Annotated in this window: 24 protein-coding genes; 18 read left to right on the top strand and 6 right to left on the bottom strand. The window is 62.2% G+C overall.

Annotation, left to right across the window (positions count from 1 at the left end):
* Nucleotides 1–40 precede the first annotated feature (40 nt).
* The 13 genes from EN824_RS07020 to EN824_RS06960 all read left to right on the top strand — a co-directional run bounded on the left by EN824_RS07020 (nt 41) and on the right by EN824_RS06960 (nt 9,368).
* Nucleotides 41–493, top strand: a complete 453-nt coding sequence (locus EN824_RS07020; RefSeq protein WP_245520952.1) for a hypothetical protein — start codon at nt 41–43, stop codon at nt 491–493.
* 137 nt (nt 494–630) lie between these two features.
* Nucleotides 631–990: a hypothetical protein gene (locus tag EN824_RS07015; protein WP_127279947.1), complete on the top strand. Its 360-nt coding sequence runs from the start codon at nt 631–633 to the stop codon at nt 988–990.
* 179 nt (nt 991–1,169) lie between these two features.
* A complete protein-coding gene (locus EN824_RS07010) occupies nt 1,170–2,090 on the top strand; it encodes a DMT family transporter (protein WP_135932015.1) in 921 nt (306 codons plus the stop codon).
* Between the two features lie 167 nt (nt 2,091–2,257).
* Entirely contained in the window at nt 2,258–2,725 is a 468-nt protein-coding gene (locus tag EN824_RS07005) for a hypothetical protein (protein ID WP_135915936.1), read from the top strand.
* Between the two features lie 97 nt (nt 2,726–2,822).
* The gene (gene mobA, locus EN824_RS07000) at nt 2,823–3,455 is read left to right on the top strand and encodes a molybdenum cofactor guanylyltransferase MobA (RefSeq protein ID WP_135915935.1); all 633 of its coding nucleotides are present in this window, start codon (nt 2,823–2,825) and stop codon (nt 3,453–3,455) included.
* Entirely contained in the window at nt 3,452–3,961 is a 510-nt protein-coding gene (mobB, locus tag EN824_RS06995) for a molybdopterin-guanine dinucleotide biosynthesis protein B (protein WP_135915934.1), read from the top strand. The genes mobA and mobB overlap by 4 nt, the downstream gene beginning before the upstream one ends.
* A gap of 158 nt (nt 3,962–4,119) precedes the next feature.
* On the top strand, nt 4,120–4,905 hold the full coding sequence (locus tag EN824_RS06990) for an ABC transporter substrate-binding protein (protein WP_127872455.1): 786 nt from the start codon (nt 4,120–4,122) through the stop codon (nt 4,903–4,905).
* Nucleotides 4,906–4,980: 75 nt separating this feature from the next.
* Complete coding sequence (locus EN824_RS06985) at nt 4,981–5,697, top strand: ABC transporter permease (RefSeq protein ID WP_135932014.1); 717 nt, start codon at nt 4,981–4,983, stop codon at nt 5,695–5,697.
* Nucleotides 5,694–6,518, top strand: coding sequence for an ABC transporter permease (locus EN824_RS06980; protein WP_135915933.1), 825 nt, complete (start codon nt 5,694–5,696; stop codon nt 6,516–6,518). Before EN824_RS06985 ends, EN824_RS06980 begins: the two co-directional genes overlap by 4 nt.
* 124 nt (nt 6,519–6,642) lie before the next feature.
* Nucleotides 6,643–7,512, top strand: coding sequence for an NAD(P)-dependent oxidoreductase (locus EN824_RS06975; RefSeq protein ID WP_127279905.1), 870 nt, complete (start codon nt 6,643–6,645; stop codon nt 7,510–7,512).
* Between the two features lie 6 nt (nt 7,513–7,518).
* Nucleotides 7,519–8,223 (top strand): DNA alkylation repair protein, encoded by a 705-nt coding sequence (locus EN824_RS06970; RefSeq protein ID WP_135932013.1) that lies wholly within the window; start codon nt 7,519–7,521, stop codon nt 8,221–8,223.
* On the top strand, nt 8,183–8,758 hold the full coding sequence (locus EN824_RS06965) for a GNAT family N-acetyltransferase (RefSeq protein ID WP_127277779.1): 576 nt from the start codon (nt 8,183–8,185) through the stop codon (nt 8,756–8,758). Before EN824_RS06970 ends, EN824_RS06965 begins: the two co-directional genes overlap by 41 nt.
* Nucleotides 8,759–8,804: 46 nt before the next feature.
* Nucleotides 8,805–9,368 carry a DUF3299 domain-containing protein gene (locus EN824_RS06960; protein ID WP_127277778.1) on the top strand — a complete coding sequence of 188 codons (564 nt, stop codon included), beginning with the start codon at nt 8,805–8,807 and terminating at the stop codon, nt 9,366–9,368.
* Nucleotides 9,369–9,377: 9 nt separating this feature from the next.
* On the opposite strand, the gene EN824_RS06955 is transcribed toward EN824_RS06960, so the two are convergent.
* From EN824_RS06955 to EN824_RS06940, 4 genes are all read right to left on the bottom strand, one after another.
* Entirely contained in the window at nt 9,378–9,869 is a 492-nt protein-coding gene (locus EN824_RS06955) for an Lrp/AsnC family transcriptional regulator (protein WP_006205209.1), read from the bottom strand.
* A gap of 108 nt (nt 9,870–9,977) precedes the next feature.
* Nucleotides 9,978–10,652 (bottom strand): uracil-DNA glycosylase family protein, encoded by a 675-nt coding sequence (locus EN824_RS06950; RefSeq protein WP_127277777.1) that lies wholly within the window; start codon nt 10,650–10,652, stop codon nt 9,978–9,980.
* Nucleotides 10,592–11,203: a glutathione S-transferase gene (locus tag EN824_RS06945; protein ID WP_127277776.1), complete on the bottom strand. Its 612-nt coding sequence runs from the start codon at nt 11,201–11,203 to the stop codon at nt 10,592–10,594. The genes EN824_RS06950 and EN824_RS06945 overlap by 61 nt, the downstream gene beginning before the upstream one ends.
* A gap of 32 nt (nt 11,204–11,235) precedes the next feature.
* Nucleotides 11,236–11,859 (bottom strand): thermonuclease family protein, encoded by a 624-nt coding sequence (locus tag EN824_RS06940; protein WP_127277775.1) that lies wholly within the window; start codon nt 11,857–11,859, stop codon nt 11,236–11,238.
* A gap of 76 nt (nt 11,860–11,935) precedes the next feature.
* On the opposite strand from EN824_RS06940, the gene EN824_RS06935 reads away from it, so the two are divergent.
* Together EN824_RS06935 and EN824_RS06930 are read left to right on the top strand one after the other, a co-directional pair.
* Nucleotides 11,936–13,456: an ATP-binding protein gene (locus EN824_RS06935; RefSeq protein WP_127277774.1), complete on the top strand. Its 1,521-nt coding sequence runs from the start codon at nt 11,936–11,938 to the stop codon at nt 13,454–13,456.
* Nucleotides 13,457–13,508: 52 nt separating this feature from the next.
* Nucleotides 13,509–14,036 carry a GNAT family N-acetyltransferase gene (locus EN824_RS06930; protein WP_127277773.1) on the top strand — a complete coding sequence of 176 codons (528 nt, stop codon included), beginning with the start codon at nt 13,509–13,511 and terminating at the stop codon, nt 14,034–14,036.
* Between the two features lie 20 nt (nt 14,037–14,056).
* On the opposite strand, the gene EN824_RS06925 is transcribed toward EN824_RS06930, so the two are convergent.
* A complete protein-coding gene (locus EN824_RS06925) occupies nt 14,057–15,055 on the bottom strand; it encodes a nicotinate-nucleotide--dimethylbenzimidazole phosphoribosyltransferase (RefSeq protein WP_127277772.1) in 999 nt (332 codons plus the stop codon).
* 197 nt (nt 15,056–15,252) lie between these two features.
* On the opposite strand from EN824_RS06925, the gene EN824_RS06920 reads away from it, so the two are divergent.
* A complete protein-coding gene (locus tag EN824_RS06920) occupies nt 15,253–15,483 on the top strand; it encodes a DUF1289 domain-containing protein (protein ID WP_127277780.1) in 231 nt (76 codons plus the stop codon).
* Nucleotides 15,484–15,493: 10 nt separating this feature from the next.
* The gene (locus tag EN824_RS06915) at nt 15,494–16,198 is read left to right on the top strand and encodes a TIGR02281 family clan AA aspartic protease (protein WP_127277771.1); all 705 of its coding nucleotides are present in this window, start codon (nt 15,494–15,496) and stop codon (nt 16,196–16,198) included.
* Nucleotides 16,199–16,200: 2 nt separating this feature from the next.
* Here the strand turns inward: EN824_RS06915 and dusA are convergent, their stop codons facing one another.
* The gene (gene dusA / locus EN824_RS06910) at nt 16,201–17,289 is read right to left on the bottom strand and encodes a tRNA dihydrouridine(20/20a) synthase DusA (RefSeq protein WP_127277770.1); all 1,089 of its coding nucleotides are present in this window, start codon (nt 17,287–17,289) and stop codon (nt 16,201–16,203) included.
* 625 nt (nt 17,290–17,914) lie between these two features.
* On the opposite strand from dusA, the gene EN824_RS06905 reads away from it, so the two are divergent.
* Nucleotides 17,915–18,631: a hypothetical protein gene (locus EN824_RS06905; RefSeq protein ID WP_245464325.1), complete on the top strand. Its 717-nt coding sequence runs from the start codon at nt 17,915–17,917 to the stop codon at nt 18,629–18,631.
* Nucleotides 18,632–18,668 lie beyond the last annotated feature (37 nt).

Raw genomic sequence — 18,668 nt, 5'->3', positions numbered from 1 at the left:
CATCGGCTTCGGGTCAGACATGCGGTGGCTCTATTCAATCGTGACATCTCTAGCCGTGGTCTCGGCGACCACCGCTATTGCCGCGCAATCCACCTATGTGAACGAGCGCTTCGGCACCGAATGCACCTTTCCCGGCGATATCTTCACCGATCGCCAGCCCGAGCCTGAAAATGGCGACGGCCAGATGTGGCTGAGCGCGGACGGCGCCAGCCTGACCTGCTCCGGCATATTTAATGTCGATGACGACACGCCGAAGGGGTTCATTGCCGGCGAAAAGGCGAGCAATGAACCAGGGTACGAAGTCACCTACAGCAAAGCCGGCAAGGACTGGGCGGTGCTGTCGGGCGTGAAGGATGGAAAGATCTTTTATGAGCGGCGGCTGTTTGGCAGGGATGGCGTCATCCGCACGGTCTGGATCGATTATCCGCCGGCGCTGAAATCGAAATATGACCTGTTGGTCGGCGTCATCGCCGGCAGCCTCAGGGGGCCATGAGCCGTAGGCGGCCATCAGCATTTTAGCCACACCGCAAACAAATCTTTGTCCGCAAATATCCGTCTGATTTACTGGTGACGGTTTCCCGCCTAGCCTCCGTTCCGTAGCGGTTCTTCGCTGTCTCGGGGGATTACATCATGCGCGAACTTCTTCTTTCCTTCGCCCTGCTCGGCCTGGCCGCCCTGCCCGCGGCTGCCCAGTCGATCGGCGGCACTTACACCGTCGCCGGCACCAATTTCGACGGTTCGGCCTATGATGGCGAAGCCACCATCACACTGACCAGCGGGACCACCTGCGCGATCCATTGGGAGACGGGCGGCTCGTCTTCGGATGGCATCTGCATGCGCAACGACAATGCATTCTCCGCCGGCTACGTCATGGGCAAGGATATCGGCCTCGTCGTCTACAAGGTCGAGGATGACGGGTCGCTGCATGGCCTGTGGACCATCGCCGGCAAGGACGGCAACGGCACCGAGGTGCTGACGCCGAAGAAATAGACGTCGCCTCGGCTGTACAAGTGTCGGGAGACGACGCCGCCTTCCGACCGAATTCGTGCCTGATCCGGGATGATTTCACGCCGGCGACGATGTGTATCCGGTGCTGGCCCAGCCCTTTGCCATTGCTGTTTCGTGGCGGGCTGTTACAGGCTTGCTTGCTCAGGCAATCGGTAGGTGTCTTGCCCCTTTCCCCAAATCTTCGCGGCGCGTTGTTCATGGTGGTGGCGATGGTTGGCTTCACGCTCAACGACGCCATTACCAAATACTCTTCGCAGTCGATGAACATGGCGCAGGTCATGCTGATCAGAGGGGCATTCGCCTCGCTCTTCGTCGGCCTGCTGGCCTGGCAACGCGGCGCGCTTTTCCAGCCTCGCCTGATGCTGCAGCCATTGGTGGCGATTCGCGTGCTGAGTGAAGCGGGCGCTACCGTTTTCTTCCTGGTTGCGCTCGCGCATTTGCCGATTGGCAGTGTCTCGGCCGTCCTGCAAGCGCTGCCGCTGGCGGTGACGATGGGCGCGGCGCTGTTTTTCGGCGAAACGGTCGGCTGGCGGCGCTGGCTGGCGATCGCTATCGGTTTTGCCGGGGTTATGATCATCGTGCGGCCGGGTTTCGAGGGCTTCAGCGTTTACTCGCTGGTGGCGCTGGCATCCGTCGCGTGCTGCACGGTGCGGGACCTCGCCACCAAACGCATCCCCCAGGCCATCCCGACGATGCTGGTCTCGACCGCCACCGCGCTTGCCATGACCGTCGTCGGCGCCTTCCTGTTGACGCCGATGGGTGGCTGGACCCCGATGACCGGCAAAGGCACGGCGCTGCTGGCATTGGCCGCGGTGCTGGTGCTGATCGGCTATCAATTCATCATCATGGCGATGCGTTCGGGCGAAATCTCCTTCATCGCGCCGTTTCGCTACACCGCGCTCCTCTGGTCGATCCTGCTTGGCTTGATCATCTTCGGTGACGTGCCGGACATGCCGATGATCGCCGGTGCGGCAATAGTCGTCGGCTCGGGTCTCTATGCGCTTTATCGCGAGCGCGTCGTCGGTCGGCGAAGGATCGTCGCCGAAAGCACTGGGCCGGCCATGGCGCCGGACGGAATCTAGCCGCGCCCGTGGGTAATGCATCAGTTTGAAAATGGCGGGCCTTGAATATGTTGTGTGAAAAAGGCAGTTATCCCTAGCTCTGGCGGGGCGATGCGGCTCGATACGCCATCTGGACATCAAGCCCTAGGATGTCGCACCCTCTTCTTGGAACAAGGGGGAGATCTGCAATGGCCAGCAAAGTCAGGGCTATCTCAGCTTACACTGCCAAGGATTATCCTCGCATCCGCCAGCTTCCTGGTGCCGATGACATGCCGGCGACTTGGGAAGAGTGGCACGCCGATTTCGAAGCTTCCAAGGCGGAACGGCTACACCGCCGCGACTTCACCCACGCCAAAGTCCTCATAAGACCCGGCAAGTTCAAAGCGTGGCTAGACGAAAACTCACTCTCGGCCTCGGAACATGCGAGACAACTCTACGCTCAGGAGCGCCGGGATTCAAAGCGGGCAACGGAGGAAGGGCGCCGCGAGTTGGAGCAAATGCTAATCGTCTCACAACGGCAAATGTTATCCTATTATCGGCCGCCACGGCTACGCGTGGCGCACCATAAGCCCATGCCCAAAGGTCCGGTCGGCTTTATCTATGCGGCCATAGCCGGATTGTACCTCGCGTGGCTGGCTCATCATTGGCTTGGTTGAAGGCCTCGCGCGCGTAAAGCGCCGGATTTCAAACTGATGCACTACCCGCCCGTGAAGTCGCTTGCGATTTCACGGGTTGGCGTACAGGCTGGGCAGAATGAATCGGGATGTCGCAGGGATCATTCTGGCGGGTGGCCAATCGAGACGGATGGGCGGTGGCGATAAAAGCCTTTTGCCGCTTGGCGACGGCTGTGTGCTTGACCAGATCCTGTCGCGGTTTGGCCCGCAGTTCGAGACCCTGGCGCTTAGCGCCAATGGCGACCCGGCGCGGTTCGCCCGGTTCGGGCTACCGGTACTTGCCGATACCGTCGAAGGCTTCGCCGGGCCGCTTGCCGGAATTCTTACCGGCCTCGAATGGGCCGCTGCCGGCACGCCTTGCAAGGCGATCGTCACCGCTGCCGGCGACACGCCTTTCCTGCCGCTGGATCTCGTCGACCGTCTGGCGGCGGCAGCCGGTGAACGTCCCGGTTCGATCGCGGTCGCTTTCTCGGCAGGCAGGCAGCACCCGACCTTCGCGCTATGGCCGGTCGGATGCCGCGACGCCTTGCGGCATTTCCTGGTCGATGAGCACAACAAGCGGGTTTCGGCCTTCATCGAACGGCACGGCCATGTCGAGGTCGAATTCCCGATCCTGCAATCCGCCGGGCAATCCATCGACCCTTTCTTCAACATCAATGTGCCGGACGATCTTGCCCAGGCCGCACGCCTGTTGCAGAGCATGACGTCATGAACAGACGCGTCTTCGGCATCACCGGCTGGAAAAACTCCGGCAAGACCACACTCACCGAGAAGCTTGTCGCCGAGCTCGTGCGGCGCGGCTGGAAGGTATCGACGGTCAAACACGCCCACCATGATTTCGACATCGACAAGCCAGGCGCGGACAGCTTCCGCCATCGCCAGGCCGGCGCCACCGAGGTTGCGATCGTGTCAGGCAATCGTTGGGCGTTGATGCACGAGTTGCGCGGCGAGGGTGAGCCGCCGCTGGACGCCATCCTCTCGCGGCTCGCCCCATGCGACATCGTGCTGGTGGAAGGCTACAAGCGCGAACCCCACCGCAAGATCGAAACGAGGCGACTGGAAGCAAAGGAGCGGACGCCGCTTGCGGCGGGTGATCCCAATATTGTCGCCATCGCCGCGGATTTCGCCATCACCGGCCAGAGCTTGCCGGTGTTCGACCTCGACGACACGAAATCCATAGCCGACTTCATCGAGCGAACGACCGACCTCGTTGCTTGAGAAGTAACGTAACGGCAGAAGCCCATTGCCGATTTTGGCGGTTTTGCAGTTGCTTTTTTCTTGGAAAGAGTGGGAGTATCGGCCCAGCGGGCGGTCAAAAGCACCGCCCCACAGAGCCGTTTCGGAACGACGGCCGGGACCATAAAGAGAGGACTATCATGCGTATTGCACTGCGTATCGCGCTCGCCGCATCGGCTGCGCTGCTGACGCTCGGCGTAGCCCAGGCCCAGGAAAAGACCCTGAGGATCGGCACCGAGGGCGCCTACCCCCCATTCAACAACCTCACCGCCGATGGCCAGCTTGTCGGCTTCGACATCGACATCGCCAAGGCGCTTTGCGATGAGATGAAGGTCAAGTGCACCTTCGTGGCCCAGGATTGGGACGGCATCATTCCCGCACTTCAGGCCGGCAAGTTCGACGCCATCGTCGCCTCGATGTCGATCACGCCGGAGAGGAAGGAGAAGGTCGACTTCTCGCACAAATACTACAATACGCCGTCCGCAATCGCCGTGCCGAAGGATTCGCCTCTGAAGGGCGTGACCAAGGAAGACCTCGCCGGCAAGAACATCGGTGTGGCCACCACGACGACGCATTTCAACTATGCCTCGAAGACCTACACCGACAGCACCGTCAAGGGCTATCCGAGCAGCCCCGAGGAGCAGGCAGATCTTGCCAATGGCCGTCTCGACGCCATCGAGGACGATATCGTCGTGCTGCAGCAGTGGCTTGATTCGCCAGACGGCGCCTGCTGCAAGATCCTCGGCCAGCCCTCGCCGCAACCGGTCGAAATCTTCGGACCTGGCGCCGGCATCGCCGTTCGCAAGGGCGATACCGACTTGGTCAACAAGCTGAATTCCGCCATAGACGCCATCCGCGCCAACGGAAAATATAAGGAAATCAACGACAAGTACTTCAAGTTCGACGTCTACGGCGCCGAGTCCTGATAGTCTGTTGCAAAGGCGGCAGGGGTCCCCTGCCGCCTTGTTCATCTCGGGTGCGCCGTGGGGTAAGACCAGTCAATGCCAACCCAAAGCATATGGACACTGCTGAGTTGGGGACCCGAGGGCTGGAGTGACGATATTGCTTATGGCGCGTTGGTCACCATCGCGCTTGCCCTTGCCACGCTGCCGATCGGCCTGACGATCGGCTTTTTCGTAGCCTGGGCCAAGCAATCCGAAGAACCGTCGCTGCGGGTGGCCGCCAACATCTACACCACCGTGTTTCGCGGCCTGCCGGAACTGGTAACGCTGTTCCTGTTCTTCTTCGGCATGCCTATCCTGCTGCAATACGTCATCCGCCTCTTCAAGCCCGAGGCGACGATCGACGTCGACAGCTTCATCGCCGGCATGATCGTGCTGTCGCTGATCTTTTCCTCCTATGCCAGCGAGGTGTTTCTTTCCGCCTTTCGCGCCATTCCCAAGGGCCAGTATGAAGGCGGCTACGCGATCGGCCTGTCGACATGGCTGACCATGCGCAAGGTGATCCTCCCTCAGCTGCTCCGCATCGCCTTTCCCGGCCTCGAGAATTGCTGGCTCAGCCTGCTCAAGGACACCGCACTGGTCTCGGTCGTCAACCTCGCCGAAACCTTGCGCAACGCCGGCGTGGCGGCGCGTGTCACGAAACACGCCTTCCTGTTCTACAGCGTGGCCGCGCTGGTTTTCCTCGCTCTGGCGATCCTGTCATCGATCGCGACCGGGTTCATCTTGCGCTCGCTGGGGCGGAGGGAGGCACGATGAGCGTCAGTCAAGCCATCTCCGTCGACCGGCCGCCGCCGCGGGCACGCGGCTGGCCGCGCACCCGTATCGTCGGGTACGCGCTCGTCGGCCTCTGGATTCTCTTCGGCCTCGGTATCCTCGCCTATCTCATCTATGCCTGGAATGGCGAGTTCTTTGCCAGATATGCGCCAGCCTATCTGCAGGGCCTCTGGACGACGCTGTCGCTCGTGGCGATTTCGATGGTGGTCGGCGCGATCTTTTCGTTGCCCGTCACCTATGGCCGCATGTCGAAGAGCCGCTTCCTGTCCGGCATTGCCTACTGCTACGTCTACTTCTTCCGCGGCACGCCACTGCTGGTCCAGGTCTACCTCGTCTACTATGGCTTGGGCTCTTTCCGGTTGCAGCTTGAATCCGTCGGGCTGTGGTGGTTCTTCCGCGAGGCCTTCAACTGCGGCGTCTTCGCCTTCGCGCTCAACACCGCGGCCTACCAGGCCGAGATCCTGCGCGGCGCCATCGAAAGCGTGCCCAGGGGCCAATGGGAAGGAGCTGCTTCGCTCGGCCTGCACAAGCTGCAGACGCTGCGCAAGGTTGTCCTGCCGCAGGCCTTCATCGTGGCGTTGCGGCCCTATGGCAATGAACTGGTTCTGATGATCAAGGCCTCGGCCATCGTCGCCATCATCACGGTCTATGATCTCATGGGCAATGCAAAGCTCGCCTACGCCAAATCCTTCGACTTCCAGGCCTATGTCTGGGTCGCCATCGTCTATCTGGTGATGGTCGAGATCCTGCGCCATGGCGTCGAATGGGTCGAGCGCCGGATCACCATCCATCTGCATCGCTGACGCATCGCCGAACCGTTCCTGATCGACCTGTGCCAGTCGATGCGACGGTGCGCGCCTTGACGAATTCGTCGCATGGCCTAGAGCTTCCGCAACTGAAATCTCTGTTTCTCCGGAAGGACAAGGCATGGCATCGGTGGCATTTCTCGGTCTGGGCGTCATGGGTTATCCCATGGCCGGACACCTGAAGAACAAGGGCGGCCACGACGTTACCGTCTACAACCGCACCCAAGCCAAAGCCGAACAATGGGTCGCTCAACATGGCGGCAACCTTGCCGCGACGCCGGCGCAGGCCGCCGAGGGCAAGGATTTCGTCTTTTCCTGCGTCGGCAATGACGACGATTTGCGTTCGGTGACCACAGGGTCCGAAGGCGCCTTCAAGGCGATGAAGAAAGGCTCGGTCTTTATCGACAACACCACGGCTTCGGCGGAAGTCGCGCGCGAACTGGCGGAAGCCGCGCAGGCGAGCGGGTTCTCATTCCTCGACGCGCCGGTCTCCGGTGGCCAGGCCGGCGCCGAGAATGGCGTGCTGACCGTGATGGTCGGCGGCGATGAGGCTGCGTTCGACAGGGCCAGGCCGGTCATCGACGCCTTTGCCCGCATGGTCGGGCTGATGGGGTCGGCGGGTGCCGGCCAGCTCACCAAGATGATCAATCAGATCTGCATCGCCGGACTGGTGCAGGGCCTGTCGGAAGGCATCCATTTCGGCAAGAAGGCCGGGCTCGACATCGAAAAGGTGATCGAGGTGATTTCCAAGGGTGCGGCCGGCTCCTGGCAGATGGAAAACCGGCACAAGACCATGAATGCCGGCAAATATGATTTCGGTTTCGCCGTCGACTGGATGCGCAAGGACCTCGGCATCTGCCTGGCGGAGGCCGACCGCAACGGCGCCAGGCTGCCGGTGACAGCGCTTGTCGACCAGTTCTACAAGGATGTGCAGGCGATGGGCGGCAAGCGCTGGGACACGTCCTCGCTGCTGGCGCGGCTGGAGAAGTAGGCGACGATGTCCCTGCCCGCTCCAGGCTGGACCGCGCAGGATATCGTCGCTCATCTGCGTTCGATCGGAACCGAGGAAAACCGCGCCGGCATGGCGCGGTTCGGCATCAACAACGCGACCGCGCTCGGCATCGGCAATGCGGACTTGCGGCCCTTGGCGCGCAAGGTGAAGCGCAACCATGAACGGTCCCTCGCGCTATGGGACACAGGCATTCGCGAGGCGCGGCTGATGGCGGCCTTCACCGGCGAGCCGAAAAAGATCGCCATCGAAGAGTGCCGCCGCTGGGCCGGCGATTTCGACTCATGGGAGATCGTCGACACCGTCTCCGACCTGTTCGTGGACACCCCGTTCTGGCGCCGGCTGGTCGAAGAGTTCGCCGCCGACGAGCGCGAATTCGTCCGCCGTACAGCCTTCGCCATGCTGGCATGGGCAGCCGTGCATCTGAAGAAGGAATCGGACGCGACGTTCCTGCCTTACCTGCCATTGATCGAATCCTATGCCGGCGATGAGCGAAACTTCGTCCGCAAAGCGGTCAATTGGGCGCTGCGGCAGATCGGCAAGCGATCGATGGGCCTGCATGCCCCCGCCCTTGCCCTGGCTCGGAAACTTGCGACCTCCCTGGACAAGACCGCCCGCTGGATCGGCAAGGACGCCGCCAAGGAACTGTCGGATGCCAAAACGCTTGAACGCCTCGCCGCCAGGAAAGTTTGACGGCGCCGATATCCTTTTCACCGAGGTGACACGGGCAACACGCGCCAGCTTCGAAACGTTGTTCGAGCAGCCGGGTGCGCCAAAATATTGCTGGTGCATGGCTTGGCGCCACAGCCCCGAGCCCGCCCAGACCGACGAGAAGAAACGCCAGATGATGGCGCTCATCGATGCTGGCACGCCGGTCGGCATCCTCGCCCATGTCGGCGGCAAGGCCGTAGCCTGGTGCTCGGTCGCGCCGCGAGAGACCTATCGTAAGCTATCGAAGCAGCAGGACGACGGCGACACAGGTGTGTGGTCGATCGTCTGCTTCTATGTGCCAAGGGCCTTGCGCGGCGGTGGCCTTGCTACGGCATTGCTCGATGCTGCCATTGACCATGCCTTCGCCAATGGTGCGCGCATCATAGAAGCCTATCCGGTGGACGAGGCCTCGCCGAGCTACCGTTTCATGGGCTTTCACGACATGTTTGCCAGCCGCGGTTTCCACGAGACCGGCATGGCCGGTTCTCGCCGCCATGTGATGCGGCTCGAGCATTGACGCCGCCGACAGCAGTGTCTTTACTTGCCCGCAAAGGGATGCGGCCATGAACCATTTCAAGTCGATCATAGCGCTTGCGGCCGCGCTTGCCCGCTCCACCGCCGGCGCCTCGGCCGAGGCCACGCACATCCTCTGGAAGGATTTGCGCCCGGTCACCCAGGCGGTCGCCGAAGACGCCGGCCTGCCGATGATCGCGGCGAAACTGCCGGATCACGGCGAGACGCTGTCGGTCGTCCTGCAGGACAAAACGATACAATTAGCCGGCTATGCATTGCCGGTCGATCGCGACGGCGATCTCGTTTATCAGTTCCTGCTGGTGCCTTGGACCGGCGCGTGCAGCCATATGCCGACGCCTCCTCCCAACCAGATCGTGCTGGTCACGCCTGCCCATCCCTACAAGATGTCGCAAGCCTACCAGCCTGTCGCCGTGACCGGTGACTTGAAGCCGGACATGGAGAAAAGCCAGTTGTTCATTCTCGACGGCGTCAGCGTCATCCAGTCCGGCTATACCGTACGCAAAGCCGATGTCGTGGGCGTCGACACGGTTCCGGACTCCGTCATATTGCCGGTGAACTCGCCCTGGAGTTTCCTCAACAAGAAGAAGAATTGAACGGCGCGATCAGGCCGCGTTCGCGCCCGACTCCTTGTCCAGCACCATATAGTCGAGCGGGATTTCGGTCGTGTACTTGATCTGCTCCATGGCGAAGGACGACGACACGTCCCGGATCTCGATCTTGGCGATCAGCCGTTTGTAGAAGGCGTCGTAGGCGGCGATGTCGGGCACCACGACGCGCAAGAGATAATCGACGTCGCCGCTCATGCGATAGAATTCGACCACCTCGGGAAATTCCTGGATGACCTCGGAAAACCGGCGCAGCCATTCATGGCTGTGCGAATTGGTGCGGATCGACACGAAGACCGTGACCCGCACATTGACCTTTTCGTGGTCGAGAATGGCGACGCGCCGCTTGATGACGCCCTCTTCCTCGAGCTTCTGGATGCGCCGCCAGCACGGTGTGGTCGACAGGCCGACCTTCTTGGCGACGTCGGCGACCGCAAGCGTCGCGTCCTCCTGCAGGAGGCGGAGAATTTTTCGGTCAAGGCGATCCATCGGAAGCTCCTGGTGGAATGGTTTCGCTATATTCCCTTTTGTTTAGGCTATTCACAAGAAAGAAATTCTGCCACTCGCGTCAAAAGCGAGTGATTTCTTGCTTAATGCCTAGCCGAGGCGATAGCGGATTTCCGACCGCAGGAAAGGCAGCAAATCCATTTCAAACCACGGATTCTGCTTCAACCAGCCAGTGTTGCGCCAGGACGGATGCGGCAGCGGCAGCACTTTGGGGCCGACAGAATTCTCCCAGATGGCGCGCCAGTTCATCACCGTTTCCGTCAGCGAGGGGCGGCGCGCCGCGCCCATGTGCCAGGTCTGCGCATAGATGCCGATCGTCAGCACCAGATCGATCCGCGGCATCAGCGCCATCAAGGGCGAGCGCCAGGCCGGAGCGCACTCACGCCTCGGCGGCAGATCGCCGCCCTTGGAGTCTTGTCCGGGAAAGCAGAAGCCCATCGGCACGATGGCGAATTTCTCGATGTCGTAGAATTCGTCGCTGCTCACATCGAGCCAGTTGCGCAGCCGGTCGCCGGAAGCGTCGGTGAATGGCATGCCCGACAGATGCACCTTGGTCCCCGGAGCCTGGCTGGCGATCAGGATGCGGGCGCTGGACGAGGGTCGCAGCACCGGACGCGGCTCATGCGGCAGCGGTTTGCCGACGGGATTGTCGACGCAGATGCGGCAAGCGCGGACCGTCGCGGCGAGCCTGTCGAGTTCGACGCTCAAGCGGCGGCACTCGGCCGGCTCGAGACAGCCTGATGCCAACGCAGCACATTGGTGCATTCCTCCGGCACCTTGATGCGTGCCGGCTTCATGAAATCGATCGCGATCAGGCCGGTGATGTCAGCGATCGAATAGCTGTCGCCGGCGGCGAATTCACGGTTGCCGAGTTCAGCGTCCAGCAGCCTGAGAAACTCCACCGCCTTCGGCTTGTTGGCCTCGCCCCATTCGGGAATCTGCGGGATTTCCCATTCCTTCATGGCCGGATGGATGTGGCGGAAAGCCTGCGCGACGCTGCTGAGCAGGTTGAACTCCATCCGCCTCTGCCACATCTCGACCTGTGCCTTGCCAAGCGAGCCGCGCCCGAACAATGCCGGCTCGGGGTAAAGCTCCTCGAAATAGCGGCAGATTGCGACGGATTCGGTGAGGATGGTGCCGTCATCGAGCTCCAGAACCGGCAGGCGCCGCAGCGGATTGCGCGAGCTGACTGACTGCTGCTTGTGTTCCAAAGCGCCCATGTCGACGGGCACCAACGGAACCGTGATCCCTTTTTCGGCGAGGAAAACGCGAACCCGGCGTGGGTTGGGCGCACGACCGCCGTCGAACAGCTTCATTTCGATCCTCCTTTTCTTTCCGCTGACGCGCTTCACCAGAAGCGAAATATCTCGCGCGCCGCGTCGCCGATCGACGCCAGCGTGCCATGTTTTCGCTCCACGACATCGCCGTGGTGGCTGTCGCGCCAGTCCTGCGGCTGGTCGAACGTGCCCGCCCAGATACCGACTTTTGCCGCGCGGGCGGTCGCTTCCACGCCTTCGAAGTCGCCATAGGCGACGGCCCAGCCCGCTTCGACCTGGGCACGGTTGAGGTCGGTGGCGCCTGCCTTGCAGTCGCCGAGCAACCGGCCATAGCGATCGCGCTGCCAGCCGCTGCAGGTGACCGGCCTGCCGCCGATCAGGCGCACCAGTGATTGGCGCGCCAGCGTGCCACAGGCATAATCGGCGCCGTTCTTGCGGCAGGTCTGGGTGTATTCCGGGGCGTCGATGCCGCGCATGCGGATGCGCTCGGTGCCGAGCGTGATCGAGTCGCCGTCATTGATGATGGCGCCACCCTGCGTCTTGCGCGTCTCCACTCGATCGAGACGCGCCGCAAGCAGGATCAGCAGCCCCAGAATGATGACGGCCAGCCCGTAGTCCAGCAGCTTGCGCCACGGGCTTGTCGGGCGCGGCGCCGCGTACCGCGGGCGCGACCTTGGCGACCAGGAACGGCTCATATGGCAAACGGTTGGTTAATCATTCGAACGTAGCTTAACACCTTGAAATCGCTGCGCGCATAAATTGAAGCTCTTGATGCCCTTGCAACGCTCGAACACAGCGGACAAGTTCATAGTGGACCGCAGGAAACGGCATCGCAACAGCGATGTCGCGCGCGCGGTGCGCAAGACGCGCGACCGTCTTTCGCAGCAGGCCGGCAATCCCGATTTCGACCGTGAACTGCTGAAGCTGCACGCCCGAGCCATGACAAGCGGCGCCGTGGTCATCCCGTTGCTCGTCCTGGCGATCGCCGCGGCCGGCCGTCTGGCCGGCATCGGCAATGAGATCGGGCTCTGGGCGTTGTTTACGCTCACCTGCTATACGACAGTCGTCTTCATGGCGCGGCGCATCGAGCGTACGGAAGCTTCCGAGCTCAACTCATTGCAAACGCGAAGGGAATTCCTGGTCGGCCATTTCCTTTGCGGTCTGGGCTGGGCCTGGTTCGTCTGGCTGGGCTGCGGCGCCTGCGAGGTCGACCAGTTCCAGGTGCTCAAGGCGGTGGTGCTGCTGTTTGCCATGGCAGGGACCGCTCTGATGGCCTCGTCCCTGAGCGGAGCGCTGCTGGCGACCTTCGCGGTTCCGGTGGCGCTCTACGCCTATGCCGCGGCCAAATCGTGGATGCCGGTCGAGGCGATCATGGCCGGGCTGCTTGTCCTGTCGCTGCCTTTCTTCACCTATATCGCCAGTCACCTCAATCGCTTCTCCCTGCTACTCTTGTCGTTCCGCTCCGAAAAGGACGCGCTGATCGCCGAAGTGGAGACGGCGAAATCGATGTCGGACGAGGCGCGGCGGCGGGCCGAGGACGCCAACCTTGCAAAATCGCGTTTCCTCGCTTCGATGAGCCATGAATTGCGCACGCCGCTCAACGCCATTCTCGGTTTTTCCGAGGTGATGGCGAACGAGGTGCTGGGGCCGATGAGCAATCCCACCTATCGCGACTACGCCCATGACGTGCATGATTCAGGCCAGCACCTGCTTGACCTGATCAACGAGATCCTCGACCTGTCGCGCATCGAGGCCGGCCGCTACCAGCTCAACGAGGAGCCGGTGATGTTGCTCAACATCGTCGAGGATTGCTGCCACATGATGGAGCTGAAGGCGCGCAACAAGGACATCCGCGTCGTCCAGGATTTCGAACAGACATTGCCGCGCCTGTTCGCCGACGAGCGCGCCGTGCGCCAGATCGCGCTCAACCTTCTGTCCAACGCCATCAAATTCACCGCCACCGGCGGCGAGATCCGCGTGCGGGTCGGCTGGACGGCGGGCGGCGGCCAATACATTTCGATCAAGGACAACGGCCCCGGCATTCCCGAGGACGAGATTCCGGTCGTGCTTTCAGCCTTCGGCCAGGGTTCGATCGCCATCAAGAGCGCCGAGCAAGGCACCGGGCTTGGCCTGCCGATCGTGCAAGGGCTGCTCGCCATGCATGGCGGCGAGTTCGAGCTTCACTCCAAGCTGCGCGAGGGCACAGAAGCGATCGCCATCTTCCCGCTAAGCCGGGTGATGGAGGAACTGCCGGCGCTGCCGACCGCGGCGGTGGCCGCGCGGCGGCGGTAGTACCCCTGCAAACCTGCGTCGACAAGGACTAGAAGAAGGCACGCAGACCGCAATGACGGCAGATTGGGATGCCAGTGGCGTCGAAATCAAATCGGAGCGACTTCGTCTGAAGCTGTTCACGTCCGACGATGCCGCGGAAGTCTTTGCCGCCATCACTCCCGCGATCACTCGTTTCATGCAGTGGGAACCACCTCGATCACCAGCGGCCTTTGCCGAGGTATGGCGATCCTGGCTTGCCCCGATCCTTAACGGATCGGACTTGCATTTCGTCGCGCGTTCGTTGGCGGACGGTCGCTGCCTGGGGCTTGTCGGCCTTCACGCGGCCAAGACTGCCTGTCCCGAGATCGGAATTTGGATAAGGGAGGATGTACATGGAAACGGCATCGGCCGTGAGGCCGTTGCCGCCGTTGCGGCATGGGCGTCTGAGGAATTCAATCCGGATTGCTTCGAGTATCCTGTCGCAGAAGAGAACGTCGCGAGCAGAAGGATCGCGGAAGGCCTTGGCGGTTCGATAGTCGAGACACGCTCGAATTCGAAATATATCTCGGTCGTCTACCGTATCCCCAATCTCAGACGTTGAGACGTCGAGGCGCGAACGCTCTAGCCCCGAACAGCCGCCGCCATGCCTGAACTGGTCAGTGCCGCTGCCTTGACGAGCCCGGCCGCCAGGGCCGCTCCCGCACCTTCGCCATGACCGATGCCGAGATCGAGCAGCGGACGCAGCCCGAGGTGCTCTGCGGCCCTTGCATGCGCGGGCTCCGGCGACAGGCTGGCGAGAAGACAATGATCAAGCGCTGCGGGGTTTGCTGCATGCAGCACAGCCGCGGCTGCCGTTGCCGCGAAGCCATCGAGCAGTACCGGTATCTGCTGCATCCGCGCGGCGAGGATTGCGCCAGCTATCGCCGCGAACTCGCGGCCGCCAACCCGGCGCAGGGCCTCCAGCGGATCTTCGAGATGGTGGCCGTGAAAGGCCAACGCCGCATCGACCACCTCTGCCTTGCGCACCTGCATCGCCGCGTCGGCGCCGGATCCCGGGCCGACCCAGTCGGCGCCCCTGCCGCCGAACAGCGCGGCGAACAGGGCGGCGGCGACGGTGGAATTGCCGACGCCGAGATCGCCGAGGCAAAGCAGGTCGGTGCCGCCGGCAATCGCTTCCATGCCGAAGGCCATGGTGGCCGCGCATCCGCGCTCGTCAAGCGCCGCATCCTCTGTGATGTCGCCGGTCGGGATGTGCAGGGCAAGATCGAACACCTTCAACCCCAGATCATAGGCAATGCAGATCTGGTTGATCGCGGCACCGCCGGCCGCGCAAAGCTCGACCGCGTTGGCGGTGGCCGCAACCGGACGCGACGAAATACCATGTCGGGCCACGCCATGGTTACCGGCAAAGACAGCCATCAAGGGCCTTGTCACCGCAGGCGGAGCCCGGCCACTCCATGCGGCGAGCCATGCGGCGATGTCCTCGACGCGGCCAAGCGAATTCCGAGGCTTGTCCGCCTTGGCAAACAGCGTGCGCACGCGCGCTTCAGCTTTGAGGTCAGCCGCCGGCAAATTGTCGAGCAGATTGCGGAAATCGTCGAAAGGCAGTGCACTGGTCATGTCGTGACAATCGTTCCTGGAGTGGAGGAGCGGCATAGCCGCGTTGCGTGATCGGCACAACCTCCCCGATCGTCCTTCCCGACTTGCCGCAAAGGCGGCCACGGAAGGCGCTATCGCGAGGGCTTGCATTGGCTTTGCCGTTGCACCATGTGGAGATGGAAGAGCGGATTCCGAATGGAGTTCCTCCAGAGAAAGTCATGACGGCCATCGAATCTCCCTGCATCCTGGTCTGCTCGATCGATATGAAAACCGGCTTCTGCTTCGGTTGCGGCCGCACGCGCGAGGAGATCGGCGCCTGGATGGGGATGACGCCCGAAACGCGCCGCGATGTGATGGCCGAACTGCCGGCCCGGCTGGAAACCGTCGAGCGCCGGCCGCGCCGCGAAACGCGCCGCGTCCGCATGGCGCGCGAACGCGACGCACTCTAGCGAGGGACGGATGAGCAGCCGGCTGTTCTGGATTGTGATGGCGGTGATCGGCGTGGGGGCAGCCCTGCTCATGCTCAACGATTCCGCCGGCAGCACGCTCGGCGTCGAGAATTACGATTTTGGCCGGCTGATCTGGCTTGGGGCTTTCGGCGCCCTTATCGGCGCGGGCTTGCTGCGGTCAGCTCCGCTGGGAGTGATGGCCCGCAACCTCGGTGCATGGGCGGCTATCGTGCTCGCGCTGATCGCCGGCTACCAATATCGTTACGAGCTGCAGGACGTCGCCAGCCGCGTGACCGCGGGCCTCGTTCCCGGCAGCCCGCTGGCGCTCGGCGTCGAAGACGGTCACGCGACGGTGACCCTGGACAAGGCCGACAACGGTCACTTCGAGGCGCGCATCCTGGTCAATGGCAATCCGGTGCGGGCCGTTGTCGACACCGGCGCGACCAGCACCGTATTGACTTCGGAGGACGCTCAGGCCGCAGGCTTCAATCCGGCGGCGCTCAACTACACCATACCGGTTTCGACCGCCAACGGCATGGCGCGCGCCGCGGCGGTCAAGACCGGCGAGCTGGCAATCGGCGGCATCGTGCGCAAGGATATGCCGGTGATGGTCGCCGCTCCCGGCATGCTGAGCCAAAGTCTGCTTGGCATGAACTTCATCGGCTCGCTGTCGGGTTTCGACGTGCGTGGCGACCGCATGATCCTCAGGGACTGAGATCAGGCCGCTTCGGCGGCCCCTCCACCGAATTCGACCGCCGCGAAAGCCGTCTTCAGCACGTCCGGCCCGGCCCCGGGCCGCGTAGCGGCGGTAGACAGGATCTGGCGGTAGCGGCGCGCGCCGGGCAGCCCGTGAAACAGCCCGACCATGTGGCGCGTGACATGGCCAAGCCGCCCGCCCTGTTCGATGTGGCGTGCCGCGTAGTCCGCCATCGCATCGATCAGCGCGGCGAAATCGAACGCCTCCGGCCGCGCGCCGTAGAAGGCGGCGTCTACACCAGCCAGAATGCCCGGTGTGTGGTAGGCGGCGCGGCCAAGCATGGCGCCATCGACATGACCGAGATGCACCCGCGCCTCGTCAAGGGACTGAATACCGCCATTGATGCCGATGAATTTGCTCGGTTTTCCGGCCTTCAGCCGATACACTCTGTCATAGTCGAGCGGCGGGATGTCGCGGTTTTCCTTGGGGCTCAACCCTTCCAGCCACGCCTTGCGTGCATGCACCCACAAGGCATCGGCGCCGGCATCGAAAACCCCATTCGCCAGCGCATCGAGCGCCGGCTCCGGATCCTGTTCGTCGACGCCGATGCGGCATTTGACCGTGACCGGCACCGTCACCGCCGCTTTCATCGCGGCGACGCAATCGGCGACAAGATCGGGCACTTTCATCAAGCACGCGCCGAACGTGCCGGACTGGACGCGGTCGGACGGGCACCCGACATTGAGATTGATCTCGTCATAGCCGAAGGCCTCGCCAATGCGCGCCGCCTCTGCAAGTTTTGCGGGATCCGAGCCGCCAAGTTGCAGGGCGACGGGATGTTCCACCTCATCGAAGCCGAGCAGCCGCTCGCGTGCGCCGTGGATGACGGCGTCGGCCACCACCATTTCGGTATAAAGCAGCGCACGGCTCGTCAACTGGCGATGGAAGAATCGGCAATGCCGGTCCGTCCAGTCCATCATCGGCGCAATGGCGAGCCTGTTCAACATACTGATTTTATTCGTTTCCTTCGGCGAGCTGGATCTATCCAACTTCGGCGACCGGTAATCTGCGGTTTTTTTTGCACTTAGTTTGAATCGGTTTAGAGTCATAATCTATTTCACAATGCAATAGGCAAGGTGACGGCTCCTGACTCTGGGTGATCGACCGCTGGCGCGGTAAAAGCACCGTTCTCTACCGTGCGTCTCGCGGCGTCAAGCGCGACCAGAGGCACCCGCCTTGTTGGACCCTTGGCCAACTGGGCGATTTTGCAAATTGCGTTAAAAGTACTCAGGGGTTTCAGGCAATTGGTCTCCGCCATCGCCGCGCGTTTCGGCTTTGTGGGCGGTAAGGCTGCGCTCTTCTGGGGATACTCCACATGCGAAGTGAGAGAATATTCTCATCGCTGTCCGCTTTCGCACAGCGCCCGCAGGAACAAGCGAATAGACCTTGGAGAGTTTAAATGAGGTCGCCGGAACTGGGAGATCATGTGAGAACGGAGATACGAATCCAGCAGAATCGGGGTAGGAATATTTGGTATCTTGTGTGCGTCGCCGGTATGAATACCCTAGCGAGCATGGTCGGGGGAGAACCGTCACGATTGTAGCTTGTTGCCGAGAAAACTAGATCTGTACCGTCATCCAGAGGGGAAACCATGCTGACCTTAATCCGCAGAGCATTTGGGGCGTGACCGTTCTGTCTGGCGTCCTCCTTGCTCAACCATTGCGCGCCGCCGATATGGTCTCGCCCGTGACGCCGGATCTGAAACCGGTGGTGACCGAGCAAGGCTGGACGTACTCCATTGCCCCGTATTTCTGGGCAGCCGGGCTCTCGGGCGACGTGACGCAATTCGGACTGCCGACAGTCCACCTGGATGCGAGTTTCGGCGATATCTTGAAGAATCTCGATTTCGCTGCGATGGCCGTCGCCGAGGCACGCCACGATCGGTACAGCGTTTTCGGCGACCTGATGTATGTGAAGATATCAACCGGCCGCGGAACGTCGAGAGGCGTCATCGCCAATGATGTGGATGTCTCCTCCGAGACATTTTCAGGGCTTATCGGAGCTGGCTACTCGGTCTTCCAGGGTGACGCCGGATATCTCGATATTGTGGGCGGCATGAGGTTTTGGTCTGTAAACACGGACATCGGGTTTCATGGCGGTATCCTTGACGGTGTGTCTGCCAGCGACGGGGCGACTTGGGTGGACGGGCTCGTCGGCCTTCGCGCGAATTACTCGCTTACACCCGAAGTCTATCTGACGGGCTGGAGCATGGTTGGCGCAGGCGGAGCCGATGTCGATTGGGACGTTGCGGCCGCGCTGGGCTACCGGTTCAACGAGCGGTTTTCGGCTCTTGCCGGCTATCGCGCACTAGGGGTCAACTACAGCAACAACGGCTTCGAATTCGACGTGGTGCAGCAGGGCCCGATAATGGGACTTGTCATGCATTTCTAGGCGTGCGGCAACGGCAAGACAATGGCATAGCCGGCTA

The sequence above is a fragment of the Mesorhizobium sp. M8A.F.Ca.ET.181.01.1.1 genome, assembly GCF_004792025.1.
Lineage (GTDB): Bacteria > Pseudomonadota > Alphaproteobacteria > Rhizobiales > Rhizobiaceae > Mesorhizobium.
The sequence above is the reverse complement of the archived record's forward strand: the minus strand, read 5'-3'. Positions and strand labels throughout refer to the sequence as shown.